The sequence below is a fragment of the Nesterenkonia sp. HG001 genome (genome assembly GCF_034438835.1).
In the GTDB taxonomy this organism is placed as follows: Bacteria; Actinomycetota; Actinomycetes; order Actinomycetales; family Micrococcaceae; genus Nesterenkonia; species Nesterenkonia xinjiangensis.
Genome location: NZ_JAOSZD010000014.1, coordinates 1 through 22,062, shown reverse-complemented (window position 1 = coordinate 22,062; position 22,062 = coordinate 1). Strand labels below are relative to the sequence as shown.

Here is a 22,062-nt window from a genome sequence, read left to right as displayed (position 1 = left end):
GCCCGGTGTCAGCCGGCGGGCTGGGCCGGGCCGGCGTGGGGCCCCTCTGGAGTGCCTTCGCCGGTGCGGATGATGTCCAGGAGGTCGGCCAGGAGTCGGGAGAAGCGTGCCGCTGCGGCGCTGCGGGCCTCCTCGGCCGCGGTCCGGCTCTCGGCGGCGTCCATGGCGTCCAGGTGGTGGACGACGTCGTCCAGCGCCTCCGCCCAGGTGGGCAGCAGCGGTTCCACCGGATACTGCCGGAACATGCTCAGGGTGCGTCGCAGCGTGGGGATGGCAATCCTGATGAGTTCGGTGTGGCCGGTGGCGCGGATCAGCGTGGTGGCGAACGCGCGGTAGGCGGGTTCAGCCGCGTCACGCGTGACCGAGCGGCAGGCCCGGGCCATATGGCGTGCCGCCGCGGAGACCTCGCTGACCGGGGAATGCTCGGGCGAGCTCAGGGGAAGTCGTTCCAGGGCCCCGAGCAGGAGTAAGCCCAGGAGGTCGCTGAGCTCTTCGGCCTGCCGCTGGGTCAGCACGGCCACGCGGCGACGCTTGTTGGGCAGCGCCTCGATGAGACCTTCGGCCATCAACGTGGCCACCGATTCGCGCACCGGTGTGATGCTCACACCCAGCCGTGCGGCCAGCTCGGCGTCGCGCATCGGCGTCCCCGGCGGGAGTTCGCCGGAGAGGATCTCCTGGCGCAGACGCTGGGCCACAGCCTCTCCCCTGGTCATCGGCGCGGTGAATTCCACGGCGGATGAATCGTGTCCCGGAGAGTGGTGTGTCATGGATCTCACTCTATCCAGTCTGCCTCTGCGGGCGCCGAGAGAAGGTCTCATGGAGTCACTCTCCTGGCAGCGGGCACAGGGGTTTCCGGTGCGGGTAAAGCGATAAACCGGGAGGAACAGGGGTGACCGCCGCCTCGTCGGGGCCCGACGCGCGGCTAGGATGGACCGCGAGACCTCTCCCGACACCCGACTCGAAGGAGTTCGCCTGTGGCCATCGCAACCCCGGACAAGTACAACGAGATGATCGACGCCGCCAAGGCTGGCGGCTACGCGTTCCCCGCGGTCAACGTGACCAGCTCACAGACCCTGAACGCGGCGATCCGCGGCTTCGCCGAGGCGGAGTCCGACGGCATCATCCAGGTCTCCACCGGTGGTGCCGCCTACTGGTCTGGCGCCAGCATCAAGGACATGGTCGCCGGTTCGCTGGGCTTCGCGGCCTTCGCGAAGCAGGTGGCGAAGAACTACGGGGTGAACATCGCCCTGCACACCGACCACTGCCCCAAGGACAAGCTGGACGGCTTCGTCCTGCCGCTGCTGGAGGCCTCCGAGGCTGAGGTGAAGGCCGGGCGCGACCCGATCTTCAACTCCCACATGTGGGACGGCTCCGCGGAGACCCTGGAGGAGAACCTGCGCATCGCCGCTGAGCTCCTGCCCCGCTCAGCCGCTGCCAAGCAGATCCTCGAGGTCGAGATCGGCGCCGTCGGCGGCGAGGAGGACGGTGTGGAGAACGAGATCAACGAGAAGCTCTACTCCACCATCGAGGACGCCACCGCCACGGTCGAGGCCCTGGGCCTGGGCGAGAAGGGCCGCTACATCACGGCGCTGACCTTCGGGAACGTGCACGGGGTCTACAAGCCCGGCAACGTGAAGCTGCGCCCGGAGATCCTGAAGGACATCCAGGAGCAGACCTCGAAGAAGTACGGCAAGGAGAACCCGTTCGATCTGGTCTTCCACGGCGGCTCCGGCTCCACCGAGCAGGAGATCTCCGACGCCGTCTCCTACGGCGTGATCAAGATGAACATCGACACGGACACCCAGTACGCCTTCACTCGTCCGGTGGCCGGGCACATGCTCTCCAACTACGACGGCGTCCTGAAGGTCGACGGCGAGGTCGGGAACAAGAAGACCTATGACCCGCGCGTCTGGGGCGCCAAGGCCGAGGAGTCCATGGCCGCCCGCATCGTGGAGGCCTCCCAGCGCCTCGGCTCGGCCGGTCGGACTATCTCCTGATCCGCTGAGCGTCCCGGGATCCTCCGGGTCTGCATGAAGGCCCGTCACTCGGAGAGTGGCGGGCCTTCGCGCGTGCCGAGGGTCTGACGCCGGCGGTGCTGGGCGGCTCAGATTCGGCGGCGCAGGGCGGTGATGAGCTCGTCCAGGCGTGCGGTGCCGGTCCAGCTCTCCGGGTGGACGGCGGTGATCTCGCGCGGGGCCAGGTGGGGGAGCTCGACGACGTCGATCCGGTCGGCGTAGCCGGCCGCCCCAGGGGTTCGCAGCGCGAGCCGAGGGATGAGTGCGACGCCGAGCCCGTGGGCGACGAGCGCCTGGATGGCCTGGGGATCGTCGGTGACGTGACGGATGCGCGGAGTGAAGCCGGCCTCGCTGCAGACCTGCGTCAGGTGCTGGGTGCATCGCTGGCAGCCGGCCACCCACGGCAGGTCGGCGGCGTCGGCGAGTTCGAGGATGTCGTGGTCCAGCCCCCAGCGGCGGGGGAGGACGAGCCGGTGTCGGTCCACACCGAGGGTGACCGCGCGATGCCCGGAGGGGATCGGTTCGCCGTTTTCGTGGCGGAAGATCAGGGCGACGTCGACCCGGCCCCGGCGCAGCAGGTCCAGGGCCTCGGGAGGCTCGTGTTCGAGGACCTCGAAGCCGCCTCCGCCGCCGGAGGCGAGCTGCTCCAGCGACTGGGCCAGCGCCCCGCCGACCAGGGAGGGGAAGGCCGCGATGCGCAGGGTCTGGTCCGTGGTGCTCGCCGCCGAGCGCAGGTCCTCCAGCGCGGCGCGGGCCTGGGTGCGGATGGCCTCGGCGCGGCCGAGCATGATGCGCCCAGCTGGGGTGGGGACCACGCCGCGGGTGGTGCGGGTGAGCAGCCGGGTGCCGAGCGAGCGTTCCAGGGCAGAGAGCTGCTGGGAGACCGCGGGCTGGGACCAGCCGAGCTCGTGGGCTGCGGCGCTGAGGCTTCCGGCGGCCACGGCACGTTCGAAGAGCAGGAGCTTGCGGAGATCCAGCTTCTCCTCCTCACCCCGGCGGGGTGGGTCGAGGGCGAGCAGGCCGTCGTCGTCCGCGTTCCGGGGAGGATCCACCTCTGCAGCATCCATAAGCACAGATTATGACAGGGGGCATCGAAGCTGGGTCTACCGGCCGCAGATCATAGATTCCATGATGGTCCGGGAGGGGCAAAGGGCGAACCTGCGGTCGCAGGGTCCGCAGCGCAGACTCCGACGTATCTCATCCCCAGAGAGGACACACATCATGCACAGGATCGGGCTGCTCGGCGGGATGAGCTGGCACTCCACCGAGCAGTACTACCGCCGGATCAACACCGCCGTCGCGCACGCGAAGGGCGGGCACTCCAGCGCCCCGCTGCTCATCGACTCGGCGGACTTCGCCGAGATCCGCGCCTTCCAGATCGCCGAGGACTGGCCGGCCGCCGGGGAGGCGCTCGCCGACTCCGCCCGACGCCTTGTGGCCGGGGGCGCCGAGGTCCTGGCCATCGCCACGAACCTGATGCACAAGGTCGCCCCCGCGGTGGAGGCCGCCGTGGAGGTTCCCCTGCTGCACATCGGTGACGCGATCGCCGACCAGGCTCACCGGCAGGGCGCCACCACTCTCGGGGTCCTCGGCACCGCCCCCACCATGCTCGACACCTTCTATCGGGCCCGGCTCGAGGCCCACGGCATCGACGTCCTCGTCCCGGACCCCGACACCTGCGCCCTCCTGCACCGTCGCATCTTCTCCGAACTCACCCTAGGCACCTTCACCGACTCCACTCGGGTGGAGTTCGCCGCCGCCATGGGTGACCTTCGTGAGCGCGGCGCCGATGCCGTCGTCCTGGGCTGCACCGAGATCGGGATCCTCGTCCCGCCGGCCTCGGCCCCGGTCCCCGCGCTGGACTCGGTGGATGCCCACGTCGCGGCGCTCACCCGATTCTGCCTGAACGGCGACCTTCCTCTCGGCCCCGGTCCGCTCTCGGGCACGGCGTCCGGCGTGCCCGCATCCGCCGCGGGCTAGGCTGGAGCGCGTGACGATCCCCGGTTCCGCGCCCCGCACCCGACTGCTGCTCCTCGACTTCGACGGCACCGTCTGCCTCGGCGATGATCCGGTGCTGGCCTATGCCGCCCGGGTGGACGCCACGCTCACCGAGCGTGGTCAGCAGCCACTGGTCCGCGACGCCGTCGCCCGCGCCTTCGCCGCCGACGACCTGCTCGTCGAGGAGATCGCCTACGACGAGTCCGGTGTCCCGCTCGGCGTGGAGCAGGAGCCCGGCCACCGGCTCGCCGCCGACGGGACGGCGCACAGCGCCCACCCCGTCTCTTGGCCCGTGCAGGACGGCTACCAGCTGGTCCAGCTGCTCGCCCGGCAGGCGGGGCTCAGTGACGTCGAGGCGGGGCAGGCGTTCCTCGGGGGGCGCGAGGACCTCCTCGCCCGTGGGCTGGAGTCCACCGACATCCATGCTCCGGACGGACTCGCCGAGCTCCTGGAGCAGGTGCGCCGCACCGCCGTCGTCGTGCTGGTGACCAATTCTCCGGCCGGAGTCTTCGCCCCCTGGCTCCAGGCGCTGGGTCTCACTGGGGCCTTCGATGCGGTGATCAACGACGCCCGTAAGCCCTTCGGCATGCCCGAGGCGCTGCGCCTCGCCTGCGCGGTGGACAGTCCTGAGAGGCCGATCGCCGCTGACCAGGTGCTCTCGGTGGGGGACATCTGGCGCAACGACCTCGCCCCAGTGGCCGCCCTCGGCGGCACCACCCTGCTGCTGGACCGGTTCGCCACCGGCCTGGGAGAACCGGATCACCGAGTCCGGCGCGTCGCTGACGCCATGGACACCATCGGCAGCTGGGCAGGCCAGGAGAGTCAGCTCCACGGTGGTGTGCCCGGCTGACCTGCAGGAATACCTACCCGCTGGTCACGAGACGCCCATCACCCTCATGTCGTGACCGGCTTCACAGTAGGCCGCGCGGTGTGTGAACACCGTGTGACGGCTGGCCAAACCGCATTGTTCTGGCTTGTGAGGCCCATCTGGGCGCTCTAGAGTGAGGTCAGGTTCGCGCCCCGCACCATGGTCGCGCCCCGCTCGGATGAGGGTCGCATCAGGATTTCATCCAGCGAGGTCGAGCGCAGGCACGGGGTGAAGGGCCTGTCGGAATCAGCACCGGGGGATGAGTTTCTTGTGCCGGATCCGGCATTTCACCTGCATCGTGATCGAAGAGGAAAACCACTCATGCGCATGAAGACCACATCCACTTTCGCGCTGGGCGGCGTGCTGACGCTCGTCCTGGCCGGCTGTGTCGCCGACTCCGATGACGACGGCGACGCCGGCGAGGCCGGTGGGGACTCTGAGGAGGCCCTCGTCCTCGGTCTCGTGCCCTCCCAGGACATGGACCAGCTCGTCGAGGATGCCGACGCACTGGCCGAGCAGCTCAGCGAGGAGCTGGACCGCGAGGTCGAGCCCTACATCACCGACAACTACGCCGGGCTGGTCACGGCCATGCAGACCGAGCAGGCAGACATCGGGATGTTCGGCCCCATCGCCCTGGTCCAGGCCATCGATCAGGCCGATGCCGAAGCCGTGCTGCAGGCGGTGCGCTATGGCTCCGACACCTACGTCACCCAGTGGTTCACCAACGACCCGGACACCTACTGCCTCGACGAGCCGGTCATGGCCGAGACGGGTCAGGGCTACGAGATGCTCTTCTGCAACGGCACCGACACTGCCTCATCGGGCCCTGTCGGCGAAGAGGCCCTCGAGCTGATCGAAGAGGGCGAGACCATCTCCTTCGTGGATGAAGGATCCGCCTCCGGCTACTACTACCCGGCCACCCAGCTTGAGGTCCTCAACGGCTTCGACCCGTTCAGCGACATCGACGCGCAGTTCGCCGGCGGCCACCCGAACTCCGTGCTCAACGTCTACAACGGTGAGATCAGCGTGGGCGTCAGCTTCGACGACGCCCGCGAGTCCGTCGTCGAGGAGCAGGAGGACGTCGGAGACGAAGTGGTGGTCTTCGCCTGGAGCGAGGACATCCCCAATGACGGGATCGCGCTGGCCGCGCACCTCAGCGACGAGGAGAAGCAGGCGATCACCGACGGGTTCCTGGCGCTGACCGAGTCGGAGGAGGGTCAGGAGGTCCTCTTCGACGTCTATGAGATCGACGACCTCGTGGAGGCCAACGTCGATGCCCTCGACGCCGCCCGTGAGGTGGCCGCCAACTTCGGCGACGACGAGTAAGCCCATCCGACTCCTCCGTCCGGACATCCCATGATCAGATTCGAGAACGTCGACGTCGTCTATCCCGGCGGCTTCCAGGGGCTGAAGAACGTGAGCCTCGCGGTGGAGAAGGGAGAGTTCGTCGTCATCGTCGGACTCTCCGGTGCTGGCAAGTCCACCCTCATCCGCACCATCAACGGCCTGGTGCCCTACACCTCGGGCACCCTCACCGTAGGAGGCGACGTCGTCGACGCCGGCTCCCGGCGCGGGCTGCGGCGGCTGCGTTCCCGGGTGGGCATGATCTTCCAGTCCTTCAACCTCGTCACGCGCATCTCCGTACTCTCCAATGTGCTGGTCGGACGGTCCTCGCAGACCTCCTCCTGGCGATCTCTGCTGGGTTGGTACAAACCGCAGGACAAGGAGATCGCCTTCCGGTCCCTGGAGCGGGTGGGCATCGTGGAGAAGGCCTACGTCCGGGCCTCGACGCTCTCGGGCGGACAGCAGCAGCGGGTGGCCATCGCTCGGGTGCTCGCCCAGGACCCCGAGGTGATCCTCGCTGACGAGCCGGTGGCCTCCCTGGACCCGCCCACCGCGCACAAGGTGCTGCAGGATCTGCGCCGGATCAACCGGGAGCTGGGCATCACCACGATCGTGAACCTGCACCATCTGGACATGGCCCGGCGCTATGCGGATCGGGTGATCGGCATGCGCGGCGGCGAGGTCGTCTTCGACGGCCCGGTGGAGGAGGCCACCGACGCCGCCATCGAGGCGGTCTACCAGCGCTCGCTCACCGCCGAGGACGTCGTCGTGGACGGTTCCCCGGTGGAGAGTACAGGCCGTTGAGCACCGTCACCGCCCCTTCCGCATCCCCGGGACGGCCGAGTCCCGGCTCCCGCGCCGGGCGGCCGGAGAAGCCGCGCCCCGGAGCTGCCGGCTACCTGGGGCTCGTCGCCGTCGCCGTGCTGCTGGTGCTGTTCTTCGGCTGGACCTCGACCTCCACGCTGATGCTCGACCTCGGCTTCACCCGGCTGCCGCTGTACCCCGGCATCGGCGCGCTGGTGCTGGTGGGCGTGCTGGCCCTCGGCTGGCGCACGGGCACCGGGGAGCTTCCGATGCTGGGGGCGCTGGCCGTCATCGGCGTCACCTGGTGGGGCGGCTCCGGCATCGGCTTCACTCTGACCCCGCTGTGGGAGGACCTGCGCCGTGCCGAGCCGGTGCTGCAGGGCTTCATGAACCCCAACTGGGGGTTCATCTGGCGAGTCTCCGACGCCTGGCTGGTCACCCTCGCGATGGCGGTGGTGGCCACCACCGTGGGCTGCTGCATCGGCCTGTTCCTGGCGATGATGGCCTCGCCGGTCTCGAGCCCGAACCGGGGCGTCTCGCAGTTCGTGAAGGCGCTGAACTCGGTGATCCGATCCATCCCGGACATCGGCTACGGTCTGCTGTTCGTGGCGCTGCTCGGCGGCACCGCCGGGGGAGCGGGGCCGATGGCCGGAGTGATGGCGTTGGTGATGTTCAACATCGGCATCATCGCGAAGCTGACCGGTGAGACCATCGACGCCGTGGACCGTGGCCCGCTCGAGGCGGCCGACGCGTCGGGGGCCAATCTCCTGCAGCGTGACCGGATCGCCGTGGTCCCGCAGATCCTGCCCGGTTATCTGTCCTACAGCCTCTATGTCTTCGAGCTGAACATCCGCGCCTCGGTGGTGCTGGGAATCGTCGGTGCCGGAGGCATCGGCTCCACGATCAGCGTGCAGCTCTCCCGGTTCGCCTACGAGAACATCTCCGCGATCATGATCGCCCTGGTGGTCGTGGTGCTGGCCGTGGACTACCTCTCGCTGACCATCCGTCGGAGGCTGACATGACAGAGCCCATCGAACCCGGCGGGCAGTCGCGGCCGGTCGGCGGCCCGCAGGCCGGATCTGCCCCGCGCCACACCCCGGACCGCCTGGACCGCCGCCCGGTGAAGCCCTCCAAACTGGGCTGGAACCTGGGGCTGCTGGCCTTCGGGATCCTCGTGATCGCCGCGGTCTCCGCCACGGGGGCGAACTTCGCGCGGTTGGCCGAGTTCCCGGCGAACTTCATGACCTATTCCTCCCTGATGGTGCAGGGCGTGTTCCAACCGCTCACCCCGGAGGTGCAGGCAGCCTGGGGCACCGCCTTCTCAGACATGCTGGAGTCGGTGCAGATCGCCTGGATCGGCACTGTGGTGGGTGCGCTGTTCTCCCTGCCCATGGGTTTCCTGGCCGCGCGGAACATGACCCCGCTGCCCATCTATGTGGTGGTCCGCTTCATTCTCTCGGTGATCCGCGCGGTCCCGGAGATCGTCTTCGCGATCGCGGTGATGCTGCCGATCTTCGGGCTGGGCCCGCTGGCGGGCGCGCTGGCGCTGGGAGTGAGCTCGATCGGGACGCTGTCCAAGCTCATCTCCGAGGCGATCGAGGGCGTGGATCCGGGTCCGCTGGAGTCCGCGCGGGCCTCGGGCGCCTCGAAGCTGCAGATGATCCGCTGGGCGGTGCTGCCGCAGGTGATGCCGGAGGTGATCGCCATCTGGCTGTACCGCTTCGAGGTCAACATCCGGGCCTCGGCCATCCTCGGGGTGCTGGGGGCAGGGGGCATCGGCTCGCTGCTGTCGGCGCTCTTCAACGTCCGTGCCTGGGACCGCATCGGGATCACCCTGGTGGTGATCATCGTGGTGACGATCATCATCGATCAGATCTCCGCCTGGATCCGGCATCGGGTCATCCACGGGGCGCCGAAGAAACAGTCCCGGGCGTCGTCGGGTCGTGCCCATGGTGTCGGTGGCCGTCCTGTGGTCGAGTCCCCTCCGACCTGAGGAACCTGGCACAGAGCCTCCGGAGGTCCTTCACCACAGCACAGCGATGGCGGCGGTTCCGGCAGAGATGAGGCTCAGGAACCATAGGCGGACGTGTGGCTGACCCGGACGCCGGTTCAGGTGGGCGGCGAGTCCACCCGCGACGAGCAGCAGGCCCAGCTTCACGGCGATCTTCGTGTGGTCCACTGACGCCGCATCATCGATCTCGAGCAGCGCCGTCAGCGCCAGCCCGGTGAGGAGCTGCAAGGTCGCAGCGGAGAGCAGCAGGCGACGGAGCCCCACGGCGAGGGTTGGCCTGTGGGTTCCACCCGCGCCCGGTAGGGCGCCGAGCGGGCTGCCGATGAGCACAGCGAGGCCGAGCAGGTGGGCGAGGATCAGGATGGTGTGGGTCAGTTCCATGAAGTCTCTCCGGTGTCGGTCGGTTCGGGGCGGGACAGAGCGCCGTCCCGCATCGTGGCCACGGCGTCGGCCACCGGCACGTACTCGGTGTCGTGGGTGACCATCACGGTGGCCACTTGATGCTCGGCCGTCAGTCTCGCGAGCAGCTGCACCACGGTCAGGGATCGCTCGTGGTCCAGGGCGGCCGTCGGTTCGTCCACCAGCAGCACTGAGGGTGAGCCGATCAGGGCGCGAGCGATGTTGACACGCTGGCGCATTCCTCCCGAGAGCTCATGAGGTCGCCGTCCGGCGGCGTCGGTCAGGCCTACCTCCTCCAACAGGGCGTCGGCCCTGGCTGCGGCCGACCGACGGGCACCGCCCCTCATGTCCTCCGCGATGATGAGCTGCTCGCGCGCCGTCAGTGACGGCAGCAGGTTGGGCTGCTGAAAGATCATGCCGATCTCTTCTCGCCGCAGCCGGTCGCGACATCGGCGGCTGAGCTGGGCGGCGTCGCGTCCGGCGATGCTCACCACGCCGTGCTGAGGCTGGACCAGAGTGGCCGCGACGGCGAGCAGACTGGACTTTCCGGAACCGGAGGGACCGACGAGGGCGAGCATCTGACCCGCGCCGACGCGGAGCGAGACCTGGTCCAGAGCGGTGAGCGTCCCTGTACCGTCCGGGTAGGTGAGGGTCACGCCGTCCAGCTCGAGGGCCGTCGGCGCGTGTGAAGGGACGGTGCGGGAGCTGGTGTCAGAGGGAACGGCCGATGCCGTCTGGTCTGAGGTGAGTGGCGATGTGGGCATGGGTGCTCCTATGAGGTGGAAGGGTGATGGACAGTGCGGGCGCGGATCAGCTGCCGCCGAGTGCGAGGAGGGGGTCCACCCGGGTGACCCGGCGGACTGCGAGAACGGCGGCGACGAGCCCGGCGAGGAGGACTCCGGCCGCGGGTGCGAGACTCGTCAGCATGGTGAGTTCGACAGGCGCCGTCCCGCTGGCGGCGAGACCGCCGGCCCACCCGGCGAGACCACCGATGCTCGCACCGAGAGTGAGCACCACGGCGGCCTGCGCCAGAGCATCGCGCAGCACATAGCCGGTGGAGGCGCCGAGAGCTTTGAGCACCGCGATGTCCCGGGTGCGCTGGACGGTCCACACGGTGAGGAACGCCGCGATCACCAGCCCGGAGATCAGATAGAGCATGACCTGCATCAGCGTCAGCGAACCGTTCTCGGAGGAGTAGGACGCCAGCGCGTCGAAGCTCTCTGTGGGGGTCATGCTCCACGTGCCGGCCGCGTCATCCACCGCCTGCTCATCGACGGTCGGGGAGGCGTCGTCCTGTGCGGTGATCGCCAGGACGGTGCCGACGGCATTGGGATCGCCGCGAGGAGAGAGCTCCTGCCACTGCGTCAGTGCGGTCCACATCACCGGGGTGTGGCTGTACCACTGGGTCGGAGTCACGGCGCTGACAGTGAGTTCCTGGCCGTTGATCGTCACCGGATCGCCGACCTTCAGCCCCAGGTCCTCGCTGATCTCTTCGGAGACCACCGTCTGATCCGCACTCGGTGTCACGTCGTCGTCTGGCCCCATCTGGGAGTCCTCGGCGAGGCCGATGACCGCCACTGAGGCGGCGTTGCCCGCCTCAGCCGTGGTCTGGCTGATGCCCAGCGGCTCCGCGTGGGACACGCCTTCGGCCTGCTGCCACGTCTCCAGCTGCTCAGCGTCGACGGAGGACTCTGTGTAGCTGGGATCGCGCTCGTCGTCCCCGAAGGCGATCCGATCTGCCGGCAGCGAGTCGATCGCGGCGACGTTCTGTCGCGCCAGTCCGGAGGTCAGCCCAGTGAGCATCACCAGCAGCAGCGTGATCAGGGCGACCACTGTGCCCATCAGTGCGAAGCGCCCGCGGGCGAAGCGGACTTCGCGAAGTGCCAGATACATCAGGTTCTCCGATCATCGTCAGGGTTGTTCCGACCTCGGTGGTAGGTCGGGGCGGAGGGCATCCGCCGTCTCTTCCTCCACTCTCCTTCGCGAGTGCGGGTTCTCCATCGCCTGGGTGGTGGAGCCTCGGCATCTGAACGGTGGAGGTGCCGGTCAACCGTTCGGTTGATGCCCTGGTGTCTTCGCTTGCATACGATGGGGGGATGCTGAGGCCGGACAAGCATCCACGGGCGGGACGTGGTGTGGTGATCCTGCGCAGCCTGCGCGTGGGTCTGCACACCAGCGTGGCGGTCCTCCTTCTCATCGGGCTCGTCCGACTGCTCGACGGTCCGCACCCCTCCGCAGGCCGCGTCACAGGAGCTGCGCTGACGCTGGTTTTCGCGGCGGTTTACCTGGCCGGCACGCTCGTGGAACGGCGCGTCTCGGAGGCGAAGATGTCCGCGTCGCCGAGTGGCGGACCCCTGCGGACCGCCTCAGCGGTCGGGCAGGGCGGCACGTTGGTGTGGCTCTTCGTGGTCACCGGCCTGTGGGGTGGACTGCTGGCCGTCAGCGCAGACTTCGCCTGGGTCGCCTTCCCGCTGTTCTTCCTGCACCTGCACCTGCTGCGCCTCTGTTGGGCCGTCGTCGCCGTCGCCGCTCTCACGGCTGCCGTCGTCCTCGCGCTCTGGAGCCAGCCCGGAGGAGACCATCCCGCTACGGTGATCGGGCCGATCATCGGAGCAGTCTGCGCCGGCCTGATGACGCAGGCCTACAGGATCTTGGATCGCGAGAACCGGGCTCTGCGGGAGACGATGGCGGACCTTCAACGAGCCCGCCAGCAGCTGGTCGCCGCCCAGCGGGAGGCTGGTGCACTCGTCGAGCGAGAGCGGTTGGCCCGTGAGATCCATGACACGCTTGCCCAGGGGTTGGCGAGCATTGTGCTGATCAGCCGGGCCGCGGTCTCCAGCCTCGACTCAGCCTCAGTTGGGCAGGCCCGCGATCAGCTGAACACGGTGGTGCGTACTGCAGGGGAGAACCTGGATGAGGCTCGACGGTTCGTCGCCGTGCTGCAGTCCGGGGAGCAGCAAAATCCGGGACTCCTCGAGGAGCTGCGCCGAGCCTGCCGACAGATCGAGGCGCAGGCGGCCGCACAGGGCCATGCGCTGCGGTGCCGACTGCGCGTCAGCGGAGGACCCCGCCCCGTCGCGGGCGGCCAGGCGATTCTTGTGCTGCGGGCGGTGCAGGCGAGCCTCGCCAATGTGTTGCGGCATGCACAGGCCGACACTGCGGCCGTCACTCTGACGTTCCTGCAGAACGCACTGCTCGTAGACGTCGTCGACGACGGCGTCGGCTTCGATCAGCAGCAGGCGGTCGGGGAGCGTCCCGCGGCCGGCGCCGAGCGCCCCACGGGCACCGGCGTCGGCCTCGGATCGCTGCGTGACCGTGTCGCGGCCCAGGGCGGCCAGCTTCACGTAGAGTCTTCCCCCGGGTCGGGCACGGCGGTGTCCATCCGAATCCCCCTGGAGCAGGAGCCCCAGCGAGCTCAGGAGCAACCAAGGGAGGTGAAGCGATGGATGGAGTGATGCAGGGTCCCGGTGCCGAGGGCGATGCTCAGCCCAGAGGCGGTCTGAGCACAGTGTTGGTCGATGATCACCCGGTAGTCCGGGCCGGTCTGCGCGCGATGCTCAGTGAAGATCCGAGGATCCGAGTGGTAGCTGAGGCCGCGGACGGGAAAGCGGCCCTCGACGTCGTCGCGCGGCTCGTCACGGAAGGGCGCGGGCCTGACCTTGTGCTGATGGACCTTCAGATGGGGGAGGGCATGGACGGCGTCGCGGCGACCCGTCAGTTGAGGCGGCAGTGCCCAAGTCTCCCGGTGCTGATCCTGACTACCTACGACACGGAAGCCGACATCCTGGCCGCTGTGGAGGCCGGGGCGAGCGGGTACATGCTCAAGGACGCCGCTCCGGAAGACATCCATCGCGCGGTTCACGATGCGGCGGCGGGGCTGACGGCGCTGGCTCCCGCCGTCGCCGCCCGGCTGATTGGCAGAACGCGGGGTGAGAACATCTCACTGAGCACACGTGAGGTGGAGCTGCTGGAGCTGCTGGCCACGGGGCTGTCCAACCAGCAGATCGCTCGCCAGCTATTCATCTCCGTGGCGACGGTGAAGACGCACCTGGTGCACATCTACCAGAAGCTTGGAGCGGACAACCGGACTGCGGCGGTTCGGGTGGCGTCAGAGCGGGGGATCATCCGCGCGTGAGGGCTGGGGAGCCGCGTAGGATGGCGGCCATGAGCATCGTCGGACACAACCTGATGGAGCCGGAGCCCACGCTGCTGCCGGCTGAGCCCGAGGTCACCGAGTCCCTCGCGGATGGCCAGGAACCTGTGGATCTCGCAGCGCAGCACCCGACGTCGTCGTTGGTGTGGGCGCTGCTGGCCGAGGACGCGCTGTCCCAGGGGTACACCGTGGAGGGGTACGCCTACGCCCGGGTGGGGTACCACCGGGGGCTGGATGCGCTGCGCGGCTCCGGCTGGCGCGGAGCCGGGCCGGTGCCGTGGTCCCATGAGCCCAACCGCGGGTTCCTCCGGGCCCTCGCCGCGCTGGGCCAGGCCGCGGCCGCCATCGGGGAGACCGAGGAGGTCCACCGGATCTCGACGTTCCTGAACGACTGTGACCCCACTGCGCGGGAGCAGATCGCCGCGCTGCAGGGCTGAGGCGCCGGGCCGCGAAGGGGAGGGTGGGCTTCGTGCTCACCCTCCCCCTTTTTCGTCGAGTGGGGGATTCGCTGACACCTGTCCCGTGAATTCTTGCTGTAAGCGGTGGTGAATCCCCCACTCGACGAGGTGGGACAGGTCTCCGGAGAGCGCAGGGGTCTTCCCAGCGCACCCTCCTCCCATTAGGGTGTGACTCGGATCACTCGTTACCCATGAGTCACACCGGTGAGTAACCAGTGGATCGCCCCAGATCACCCACTGACAGAGAGGCCCGATGATGCAACCCGAGACGCCCCGCAGCCCCCACCACCACCTCAGCGATAGCCGCAGCCAGGCACCCGTGGAACCACCGGCCTCAGGGTTCCCGAGGCGTCGGCGTGAGAGGCGCTCTCGCCGTCTGGTCCTGGGAGCAGGTGCCGCCGTCTCCGCGGCGGCACTGGTGCTCTCGACCGTGCCGGCCGCCTCGGCCGCCCCGGAGGAATCCCAGGAACCTGCGGTGGAGGAGGAGCTGGGCGAGCTGGAGCAGCTCCTGCGGGAGCGCGAGTCCGACGCGGCAGCCCCGGAGGACCTCCACGCGGAGGAGGTCCCGGATGACGTCTCCGTGGAGGAGGCGGAGCAGGCTCTGGAGGCCTCCGAGGAGCTCACTGCCGAGGATCTGCGCTATGCGGCGGCCACCGAGGATCTGGCCGACTCCACAGATTCGGACTTCTACACCACTCCGGCCACTCTCCCCGCCGAGGACGGCGCCCTGATCCGTCAGGAGGAGAGCACCTTCTACCTGGACCCGGTCGGGCTGATCGAGCATGACGCCGAGGTCACCCGGATCATGTACCGCACCACCGACTCCAACGGCGGCGCCCGGGCCGCCGTCGCCACAGTGCTGGAGCCTGCCCGGAGCGGTCAGGACACGCAGCGGCCGCTGGTGATCCATGCACCTGGCACCCAAGGTCTCGGGGATCAGTGTGCGCCGAGCCGGCAGCTGGCCGCCGGCACCGAATATGAGGGAGTGGGCATCGCTGCGGCGTTGGAGGCGGGCTACGCCGTCGTCGTGCCGGACTACATCGGGCTGGGCACCGAAGGGGCCCACACCTATATGAACCGGGTGGACCAGGCCCACGCAGTGCTCGACGCCGCCCGGGCGGCCCAGCAGGCCGAGGGGGTGGATCTGGGCGAGGAGAACCCGGTCCACATCCGGGGCTACTCGCAGGGCGGGGGCGCCTCCGCCGCGGCGCTGGAGATCGCCCATGAGCACGCTCCGGAGCTGAACCTGATCTCGGGTGCGGCCGGGGCCGTCCCTGCCGACCTGTTCGAGGTGGCGGACATGATCGACAGCAGCCTCTACAACGCCTTCCTGCTCTTCGCACTGGGCGGGCTGGTGGAGTCTGAGGGTCTGGACCCGGCGGAGTTCCTCAACGAGGAGGGGCTGGCTCGCCTGGAGCAGGCCTCAGGTCAGTGCACGGTCTCTGCGCTGATCAGCCACATGTTCGTGGACACCTCCACACTGACGGTGGACGGGCGGGGCTTCACCGAGCTGATCCAGGATGAGCCGTTCTTCTCCGCCCTCGTGGAGCAGCGCATCGGTGAGGGCCGCGCCCCGCAGGTGCCGGTGCAGGTCAACCACAGCCTGCTCGACGATGTGATCCCCTACCGCACCGGTCGCAGTCTGGCCCAGCGCTGGTGCGGTGAGGGCGCTCGGGTGGCCTTCGAGTCGAATGTCGCCCCGACCCATGTGGGCGGCTTCGTGGCCGGGATGCCGGGGGTGGCGCTGTTCACCACGCTGAGCCTGAACGGGTGGAGCACCGCCAACAGCTGCTGGCGCCTCTGAGGGGAGCCCTCCGGCTGTGCGGGCCCCGCCCTCTACAATGAGCGGGGCCCGCACGCGCGTCGAGAGAGGACCAGGGTGGCCAAGCTCTATTTCCGCTACGGAGCGATGAACTCCGGCAAGTCCACCGGTCTGCTCCAGGCGGCGTACAACTATGAGGAGCGCGGTCAGCGTGTGCTGCTGGCGAAGCCGAAGCTGGACACCAAGGGTGCGGATGAGATCGTCTCCCGGCTCGGGGTGACCCGTCAGGTGGACTTCCTCGTCCCCGCTGCAGCGAACCTGCGCCAGCTGTTCGGCCAGCATGCCGAAGGCGGCGTCCCGGGCACCCTGCTGGACGGCGTCGACGCCGCTGACACCCGCGCCCTGCGCCACGGAGTGAAGCCGGTGGCCTGCCTGCTGGTGGACGAGGCGCAGTTCTTCACCGAGGAGCAGATCGATGACCTGCTGCGCATCGCCGTGCTCGACGGCGTCCCGGTGCTCGCCTATGGGATCCGCACCGATTTCCGCACCCGGTCCTTCCCCGGCTCGGCCCGACTGATGGACATCGCCCACTCGCTGGAGGAGCTGAAGACCATCTGCCGCTGCGGCGCCAAAGCGGTGTTCAACACCCGTCGCTCCGGGGACCGGGTCATCTTCGACGGCGACCAGGTCGCCATCGATGGGACGGACGTCTGGTACGAGTCGCTGTGTGCGGCCTGCTACCTGGAGGCTTCCGGCGGTCGGCTCGGCTGAGTGCCCGACGACGGCCGTCCAGCGAAGCGCCGCACCCTGCCCCCTGTGTAGTCTCAGGATCCGACGGCGGCCCGTATCGGGCGCCCGGTGCCTGAGGAGTCTCCATGGACGAGAAGCTCGAGCTGTGCCGACAGATCGATGTCCCTGTGGGCGAGGTCTGGAGGGTCCTCACCGACCTCGACGGTGCTGCCCAGGTGCTCAGCGGTGTGACGCGGATCGAGCGTCTGGCGGGCACGGGAGCCGAGGTCGGCGCCCGCTGGCGGGAGACACGCCGGATGATGGGCACCCAGGCCAGTGAGGAGATGAAGATCGTCGCCAGTGAGCCTGAGCGTCGCCTCCAAGTCGCCGCGGCCAGCCACGGCATGAGCTATGAGACTGCTTTCACCCTGGCGCCCCGTGGCCGCGGGACGCTGCTGTGCATGTCCTTCCATGGGGCCTCCGTGGGCTCGGGGCAGATGCAGCGGGCGGCGGCTGCGCTCACCGCGCCGCTGGGGCGCCTGGTGACGCGGTCCGCGATGAGCCGTGATCTCCGGGACATCGCCACGGCGGCAGAGGCTCATGCCGCAGACTGAGCGCGGATCTCGCGTCGTGGGAAGGGCTGCGCCGCTCCTCTGAGGACAGACCCTGTGGCGAACTGGTCCTGCTATGGACCGATCGCGCGGGCCCTGCCAGGCTGGCCCCATGGACATCTCGCAGTACTGGGACGGCTGGGAGCCGATCATCCACACCCTGGTGACCGTCGTGGCCGGCTACGTGGCGCTGCTGGTGATGCTGCGCATCTCAGGGCCGCGCACGATGGCATCGATGACGCCGCTGGACTTCATCGTGGCGGTGACCATCGGCTCCGCCTTCGGGCGCACGCTGACCGCGGTGGAGGTGCCGCTGGCTCAGACCGTGCTGACCTTGGCTCTGCTGATCCTGCTGCAGTGGGTGCTGGCCTGGTTGCGCGGTCGCTCGCCGAGGGTCCGTGGGCTGCTGGATGCGCCGCCGGTGCTCGTCTACTACCAGGGTTCCTTCCAACGCCGGGCGATGCGCCGTCATCAGCTGGTGGAGGAGGACGTCCATACCGCGGTGCGCAAGTCCGGCGGCGGGTCCCTGGAGGGGGTGTCTGCGGTGGTCCTTCAGCAGGATGGCGAGCTCGGGGTGATCGCTGAGGGGCAGATGGGGGATGGGTCGAGTCTGCTGCCCTTCACCCAGGGCGACGGCGGTGAGCGTCCAACGGACGATCGCCGCTGACCTCACATCGGGGGAGGGTCTGTCAGACCAGCGTTGGTAGACTTGCCGTCGGTGTCGTCGGCCCAAGGAGACGGCATTGACGTCGAGACGTCCCGCGCGGAACAGCGGGACCCCTGAAGGAGCGACATGCCAGCCATTGTGATCGTCGGTGCCCAGTGGGGGGACGAGGGGAAGGGCAAGGCCACGGACCTGCTCGGCTCGCGAGTCGACTATGTGGTCAAGCCCAACGGCGGCAACAACGCGGGTCACACCGTGGTCGTCAGTGGCGAGAAGTTCGAGCTGAAGCTGCTGCCTGCGGGGATCCTCTCCCCGAATGCCGTGCCGGTGATCGGCAACGGCGTGGTGGTGAACCTGGAGGCCCTGTTCGAGGAGATCGACGGCCTCGAGGCGCGCGGGGCGGACACCTCACGGCTGCGCATCTCCGCCAACGCCCACCTGGTGGCCCCCTATCACCAGACCATGGACAAGGTCTCTGAACGGTTCCTGGGGAAGCGGGCGATCGGGACCACGGGTCGCGGCATCGGCCCGACGTACATGGACAAGGTGGGTCGGCTGGGCATCCGAGTCCAGGACATCTTCGACGAGTCGATCCTGCGGCAGAAGATCGATGGGGCGCTGCGGCAGAAGAACGAGCTGCTGATCAAGCTCTACAACCGGCGGTCCATCACGGTGGATGAGATCGCCGAGTACTTCCTCTCCTTCGCGGACCGGCTGCGTCCGATGGTCGTGGACACCACGATCCTGCTCAACGACGCTCTCGATGAGGGTAACGTGGTGCTGATGGAGGGCGGCCAGGCCACCTATCTCGACGTCGACCACGGCACCTACCCGTTCGTGACGTCGTCGAACCCGACCGCCGGAGGTGCCTCGGTGGGTTCGGGCATCGGACCCACGCGCATCAACCGGTCCATCGGTGTGGTCAAGGCTTACACCACTCGTGTGGGTGCCGGGCCCTTCCCGACGGAGCTGTTCGACAAGTGGGGCGAGTTCCTGCAGAAGACCGGCGGAGAGTTCGGGGTGAACACCGGCCGTCCGCGCCGCTGCGGCTGGTATGACGCCGTGATGGCCCGGCATGCATCCCGCATCAACGGTTTCACCGATTACTTCCTCACCAAGCTGGACGTGCTGACCGGCATCGAGCGGATCCCGGTCTGCGTGGCCTATGACGTCGACGGTGTCAGGCATGACCAGATGCCGATGACCCAGACTGATTTCCACCACGCCAAGCCGATCTTCGAACACTTCGACGGCTGGACCGAGGACATCTCCGGGGCACGCACCCTGGAGGATCTGCCTGTCAATGCCCGGGACTACGTGCTCGCCCTGGAAAAGATGAGCGGCACCCGGATCTCCGGGGTGGGAGTGGGCCCGGGTCGCGATGAGGTCATCGCGGTGCGGGATCTGATCGACTGACCGCTCTGCATCGGCCTGATATCGGGTCGAAGCTCACAGTGACATCACGAGGACGGCGGCCCCAGTGGGCCGCCGTCGTCATCTGTGTGACCTTCCCGTGACAGATTCGGCGCATCGATGCTCGCCGAGGTGACCTCAGCGTGATTACTCGTGAGTAGTAAAGTTGATTCCCCGCAACCCTTCCCTGGCATTCTTTGTGTACGCAGGGAGATCTGCTCATGAATGCCACTAAAGCGTAAAATCTCGGTGAACAGGTAGTCCTTATGATGAGCCAGCCCCTGGCATGCAGTTTCATTGCCGCTGGTGGGCGCTATCTGGCGCGGGCAGGGTCTTGCATATGGTCTCGGTGCGCTTCAATAGGTGAACAGAAGCTGGGAAATCTCTGGCTCCAAGCTGGGGACTGTGCTAGGTTCGCTGATGGTTGCGTGACTCTCGTCATGCCCATCAAAAGTTGAAATAACTGCGCGGTCACGAACATCTCAATTCGATGTAGCGGCTGTCCTCATGGAGGGCGAGCGCGGATCAGCACAAGGCACAACAGGGGGACTTCCATGGGGAAGCCATTAGTTGCACCAGAAGAAAGACAAGGTCCACTACAACGGGGCTTGCTGAAGCGCTGTGCTTCGGCGGTCACTGCGACCCTCGTGGCCGCAGGCTTGGCCCTGTCCGGCGCAGCGCCGGCCAACGCTGCACCCACCGATGTCTCCGAGGCGCTGGGCAAGTTCCTCGGTGGCCAGGCGGCGGGCATCAACCTCGATGACATCGCTGAGATCAACGGCGCATTCGCCGAGAACCCGAGCGGTGACCACCCGATCGTCACGAACCCGCTGGGCGCTGAGGTGATCAACGCCATCGGGGTAGACCTGGGCGACTCGCTCCAGCTCTTCGGCCCGAATGGCGTGATCCAAGTCGGTGCCGTTAACCAGTACGCCGAGGCTCAGGACAACGGAGACGCACGCGCGGCCTCCGGTGCCGTGAGCGACCAGGGCGCCATCTCCGTCGGCGGCTCTGACGAGTTCCCGGCTGATGCCTCCATCGACCTGAGTGAGCTCCTCACCCAGGCGAGCGGCGGTGCTTCTGAGGGTCTGATCTCCGATCTGAGCCTCTCGGTCGGCGCACTGTCCTCCAGCATTGAGCAGCTCGGCGGCGGCGAGCCCACCACCGACTACCAGATCGCTGGCGCGACGCTGAACCTCGAGAGCCCCGCCATCGGCGGCATCTACACCGAGCTGCTGAACACTGTGGACGAGCTGCAGGGAACCCTGGACGGCCTGTCCGGTTCCATTTCTGACGCGCTCGACGTCGGCATCGACCTGGGCGGCCTGGCCAACCTGAGTGCGAACGTCGACTTCACCGCGCCGGACCTCTCCGCACTGCTGCCGGCCGACGTCGTCGGTGAGAGCAGCGGCGTGACCGTGGACCTCACCACCGGTGCGGTGACCGTAGACCTGGAGACGCTGCTTGCGGCGAACCCGGATCTGCCGAACCTCAATGACATGCCGGCGAACTCCGAGCTGCTCAGCGGCCCGGTCCTGGCGGCCATTGCTGACGGCATCACTCAGGCCGTGACCGATGTGGTCACCGAGATCGTCGACAACCTCCGCGACACGATCTCGACCACCTCGCTCGGCCTCGACGTGGATGTGAACCTCGTGGGTGGCCTCGCGGGCATCAACGTGGCTCTGGACGCCCAGCTGGGAGAGATTCTGGACGGTTCTGCTGAGGACTCACTCAACGTGACGACGTCGGGCCTGACCGGCCTGCTGCAGCCCCTCCTCGACCTGCTGGGCCTGTCAGGGGCTGGTGGTCTCGGTGACATCGTCCTGAACACGGTGGGCGGCCTCCTCGGGGAGACCTTGGATGTCCTGACCGATCTCGAGGATGTCGTGGACGGCATTACCGGTCCGCTGGCGACTGAGGTCGTCGGCCCGCTGCTGGAGATCGTCACCCAGGTGGCCTCCTTCACCGTGAACGCTCAGCCTGAGGTCGGCGACCTCGGCGAGGGTTCATCGACGGTCCGTGCGTTGCAGGTCAGCCTGATTCCTGCGGCCGGTCCTCTGGCCCAGGTGAACCTTGCTTCTTCGACTGTGCGAGGCACTGCTGTTGAAGCCATCGATCCGGCTCTGTCGGTGAACCCGGACACTGTTGCTCCGGGTGAGTCCACGGACATCGAGGGTACGGGTTACACCCCGGACTCCACGGTGACTCTGGAGATCACTGACTCTGAGGGCAACGTCATCGAGACCATCCCTGGTGTCGAGACCGACGGTGAGGGCAACTTCACCTACGAGTGGACTGTCCCTGAGGGCACCGAGGCTGGCGACCTGACGGTTGTCGGCACCGATGACACCACTGATGAGTCTGCTGAGGCGACTCTGACGGTGACCGAGGACGAGGCGGACATCGATCCGGCTCTGTCGGTGAACCCGGACACTGTTGCTCCGGGTGAGTCCACGGACATCGAGGGTACGGGTTACACCCCGGACTCCACGGTGACTCTGGAGATCACTGACTCTGAGGGCAACGTCATCGAGACCATCCCTGGTGTCGAGACCGACGGTGAGGGCAACTTCACCTACGAGTGGACTGTCCCTGAGGGCACCGAGGCTGGCGACCTGACGGTTGTCGGCACCGATGACACCACTGATGAGTCTGCTGAGGCGACTCTGACGGTGACCGAGGACGACAACGGCACTGAGGTCGACGGCACTGAGGTCGACGGCACTGAGGTCGACGGCACTGAGGTCGACGGCACTGAGGTCGACGGCACTGAGGTCGACGGCACTGAGGTCGACGGCACTGAGGTCGACGGCACTGAGGTCGACGGCAC

General features: G+C 68.0%; 21 protein-coding genes and 1 pseudogene. 16 read left to right on the top strand and 6 right to left on the bottom strand.

All coding sequences use genetic code 11. From position 1 onward, the window contains the following. Positions 1-8 precede the first annotated feature (8 nt). A complete protein-coding gene (locus ODE13_RS16470; protein WP_322480242.1) occupies positions 9-767 on the bottom strand; it encodes a GntR family transcriptional regulator in 759 nt (252 codons plus the stop codon). A 207-nt stretch (positions 768-974) separates the two neighbouring features. On the opposite strand from ODE13_RS16470, the gene fbaA reads away from it, so the two are divergent. Continuing rightward, a complete protein-coding gene (gene fbaA / locus ODE13_RS16465) occupies positions 975-1,997 on the top strand; it encodes a class II fructose-bisphosphate aldolase (protein WP_179541722.1) in 1,023 nt (340 codons plus the stop codon). A 107-nt stretch (positions 1,998-2,104) separates the two neighbouring features. Here the strand turns inward: fbaA and ODE13_RS16460 are convergent, their stop codons facing one another. After that, positions 2,105-3,082 carry a LysR family transcriptional regulator gene (locus ODE13_RS16460; RefSeq protein WP_322480241.1) on the bottom strand — a complete coding sequence of 326 codons (978 nt, stop codon included), beginning with the start codon at positions 3,080-3,082 and terminating at the stop codon, positions 2,105-2,107. Between the two features lie 154 nt (positions 3,083-3,236). On the opposite strand from ODE13_RS16460, the gene ODE13_RS16455 reads away from it, so the two are divergent. The 6 genes from ODE13_RS16455 (at position 3,237) to phnE (ODE13_RS16430) (ending at position 9,022) form a co-directional block, all read left to right on the top strand. Then, on the top strand, positions 3,237-3,995 hold the full coding sequence (locus ODE13_RS16455) for an aspartate/glutamate racemase family protein (RefSeq protein WP_322480240.1): 759 nt from the start codon (positions 3,237-3,239) through the stop codon (positions 3,993-3,995). A gap of 10 nt (positions 3,996-4,005) precedes the next feature. Beyond that, the gene (locus ODE13_RS16450; protein WP_322480239.1) at positions 4,006-4,863 is read left to right on the top strand and encodes an HAD family hydrolase; all 858 of its coding nucleotides are present in this window, start codon (positions 4,006-4,008) and stop codon (positions 4,861-4,863) included. Between the two features lie 345 nt (positions 4,864-5,208). After that, positions 5,209-6,207, top strand: a complete 999-nt coding sequence (gene phnD / locus ODE13_RS16445) for a phosphate/phosphite/phosphonate ABC transporter substrate-binding protein (RefSeq protein ID WP_179541726.1) — start codon at positions 5,209-5,211, stop codon at positions 6,205-6,207. 30 nt (positions 6,208-6,237) lie between these two features. Continuing rightward, a complete protein-coding gene (gene phnC / locus ODE13_RS16440) occupies positions 6,238-7,029 on the top strand; it encodes a phosphonate ABC transporter ATP-binding protein (protein WP_322480238.1) in 792 nt (263 codons plus the stop codon). Further along, positions 7,026-8,051, top strand: coding sequence for a phosphonate ABC transporter, permease protein PhnE (gene phnE, locus ODE13_RS16435; protein WP_322480237.1), 1,026 nt, complete (start codon positions 7,026-7,028; stop codon positions 8,049-8,051). The genes phnC and phnE (ODE13_RS16435) overlap by 4 nt, the downstream gene beginning before the upstream one ends. Continuing rightward, a complete protein-coding gene (gene phnE / locus ODE13_RS16430; RefSeq protein ID WP_322480236.1) occupies positions 8,048-9,022 on the top strand; it encodes a phosphonate ABC transporter, permease protein PhnE in 975 nt (324 codons plus the stop codon). The genes phnE (ODE13_RS16435) and phnE (ODE13_RS16430) overlap by 4 nt, the downstream gene beginning before the upstream one ends. Before the next feature lie 30 nt (positions 9,023-9,052). Here phnE (ODE13_RS16430) and ODE13_RS16425 read toward each other — a convergent pair whose 3' ends face one another. From ODE13_RS16425 to ODE13_RS16415, 3 genes are read right to left on the bottom strand one after another with little or no spacing between them, the layout of a single operon-like run. After that, complete coding sequence (locus tag ODE13_RS16425; protein WP_322480235.1) at positions 9,053-9,421, bottom strand: hypothetical protein; 369 nt, start codon at positions 9,419-9,421, stop codon at positions 9,053-9,055. Next, the gene (locus ODE13_RS16420; RefSeq protein ID WP_322480234.1) at positions 9,412-10,203 is read right to left on the bottom strand and encodes an ABC transporter ATP-binding protein; all 792 of its coding nucleotides are present in this window, start codon (positions 10,201-10,203) and stop codon (positions 9,412-9,414) included. The genes ODE13_RS16425 and ODE13_RS16420 overlap by 10 nt, the downstream gene beginning before the upstream one ends. Positions 10,204-10,249: 46 nt before the next feature. Beyond that, positions 10,250-11,332 (bottom strand): ABC transporter permease, encoded by a 1,083-nt coding sequence (locus tag ODE13_RS16415; protein ID WP_322480233.1) that lies wholly within the window; start codon positions 11,330-11,332, stop codon positions 10,250-10,252. A gap of 203 nt (positions 11,333-11,535) precedes the next feature. On the opposite strand from ODE13_RS16415, the gene ODE13_RS16410 reads away from it, so the two are divergent. The 9 genes and pseudogenes from ODE13_RS16410 to ODE13_RS16965 all read left to right on the top strand — a co-directional run. Continuing rightward, positions 11,536-12,894, top strand: coding sequence for a sensor histidine kinase (locus tag ODE13_RS16410; RefSeq protein WP_322480232.1), 1,359 nt, complete (start codon positions 11,536-11,538; stop codon positions 12,892-12,894). After that, positions 12,894-13,574 (top strand): response regulator transcription factor, encoded by a 681-nt coding sequence (locus ODE13_RS16405; RefSeq protein WP_322480231.1) that lies wholly within the window; start codon positions 12,894-12,896, stop codon positions 13,572-13,574. The genes ODE13_RS16410 and ODE13_RS16405 overlap by 1 nt, the downstream gene beginning before the upstream one ends. 29 nt (positions 13,575-13,603) lie before the next feature. Then, positions 13,604-14,029 (top strand): DUF3151 domain-containing protein, encoded by a 426-nt coding sequence (locus ODE13_RS16400; RefSeq protein ID WP_322480230.1) that lies wholly within the window; start codon positions 13,604-13,606, stop codon positions 14,027-14,029. Positions 14,030-14,369: 340 nt separating this feature from the next. Continuing rightward, positions 14,370-15,854: a lipase family protein gene (locus ODE13_RS16395; protein WP_322480229.1), complete on the top strand. Its 1,485-nt coding sequence runs from the start codon at positions 14,370-14,372 to the stop codon at positions 15,852-15,854. Positions 15,855-15,929: 75 nt separating this feature from the next. Then, positions 15,930-16,583 (top strand): thymidine kinase, encoded by a 654-nt coding sequence (locus ODE13_RS16390; protein ID WP_322480228.1) that lies wholly within the window; start codon positions 15,930-15,932, stop codon positions 16,581-16,583. A gap of 104 nt (positions 16,584-16,687) precedes the next feature. Then, positions 16,688-17,155: an SRPBCC family protein gene (locus ODE13_RS16385; RefSeq protein WP_322480227.1), complete on the top strand. Its 468-nt coding sequence runs from the start codon at positions 16,688-16,690 to the stop codon at positions 17,153-17,155. A gap of 109 nt (positions 17,156-17,264) precedes the next feature. Next, positions 17,265-17,819 (top strand): DUF421 domain-containing protein, encoded by a 555-nt coding sequence (locus tag ODE13_RS16380; protein ID WP_322480226.1) that lies wholly within the window; start codon positions 17,265-17,267, stop codon positions 17,817-17,819. A 126-nt stretch (positions 17,820-17,945) separates the two neighbouring features. Then, complete coding sequence (locus ODE13_RS16375) at positions 17,946-19,232, top strand: adenylosuccinate synthase (protein WP_322480225.1); 1,287 nt, start codon at positions 17,946-17,948, stop codon at positions 19,230-19,232. Positions 19,233-19,783: 551 nt separating this feature from the next. Then, positions 19,784-20,689: pseudogene (locus ODE13_RS16965) on the top strand (choice-of-anchor G family protein); the annotation flags it as partial. 549 nt (positions 20,690-21,238) lie between these two features. Here the strand turns inward: ODE13_RS16965 and ODE13_RS16960 are convergent. Continuing rightward, positions 21,239-22,062: pentapeptide repeat-containing protein (locus tag ODE13_RS16960; protein ID WP_416210753.1), on the bottom strand; the 824-nt coding region annotated here is incomplete at its 5' end.

Coding starts and splice junctions, on each gene's coding strand:
- ODE13_RS16425 (WP_322480235.1), bottom strand. CDS start 9,421: ATGGAACTGACCCACACCATCCTGATCCTCGCCCACCTGCTCGGCCTC.
- ODE13_RS16375 (WP_322480225.1), top strand. CDS start 17,946: ATGCCAGCCATTGTGATCGTCGGTGCCCAGTGGGGGGACGAGGGGAAG.
- ODE13_RS16400 (WP_322480230.1), top strand. CDS start 13,604: ATGAGCATCGTCGGACACAACCTGATGGAGCCGGAGCCCACGCTGCTG.
- ODE13_RS16410 (WP_322480232.1), top strand. CDS start 11,536: ATGCTGAGGCCGGACAAGCATCCACGGGCGGGACGTGGTGTGGTGATC.
- phnE (WP_322480236.1), top strand. CDS start 8,048: ATGACAGAGCCCATCGAACCCGGCGGGCAGTCGCGGCCGGTCGGCGGC.
- ODE13_RS16470 (WP_322480242.1), bottom strand. CDS start 767: ATGACACACCACTCTCCGGGACACGATTCATCCGCCGTGGAATTCACC.
- phnD (WP_179541726.1), top strand. CDS start 5,209: ATGAAGACCACATCCACTTTCGCGCTGGGCGGCGTGCTGACGCTCGTC.
- ODE13_RS16455 (WP_322480240.1), top strand. CDS start 3,237: ATGCACAGGATCGGGCTGCTCGGCGGGATGAGCTGGCACTCCACCGAG.
- ODE13_RS16380 (WP_322480226.1), top strand. CDS start 17,265: ATGGACATCTCGCAGTACTGGGACGGCTGGGAGCCGATCATCCACACC.
- ODE13_RS16415 (WP_322480233.1), bottom strand. CDS start 11,332: ATGTATCTGGCACTTCGCGAAGTCCGCTTCGCCCGCGGGCGCTTCGCA.
- ODE13_RS16420 (WP_322480234.1), bottom strand. CDS start 10,203: ATGCCCACATCGCCACTCACCTCAGACCAGACGGCATCGGCCGTTCCC.
- ODE13_RS16405 (WP_322480231.1), top strand. CDS start 12,894: ATGCAGGGTCCCGGTGCCGAGGGCGATGCTCAGCCCAGAGGCGGTCTG.
- phnC (WP_322480238.1), top strand. CDS start 6,238: ATGATCAGATTCGAGAACGTCGACGTCGTCTATCCCGGCGGCTTCCAG.
- ODE13_RS16460 (WP_322480241.1), bottom strand. CDS start 3,082: ATGGATGCTGCAGAGGTGGATCCTCCCCGGAACGCGGACGACGACGGC.
- ODE13_RS16385 (WP_322480227.1), top strand. CDS start 16,688: ATGGACGAGAAGCTCGAGCTGTGCCGACAGATCGATGTCCCTGTGGGC.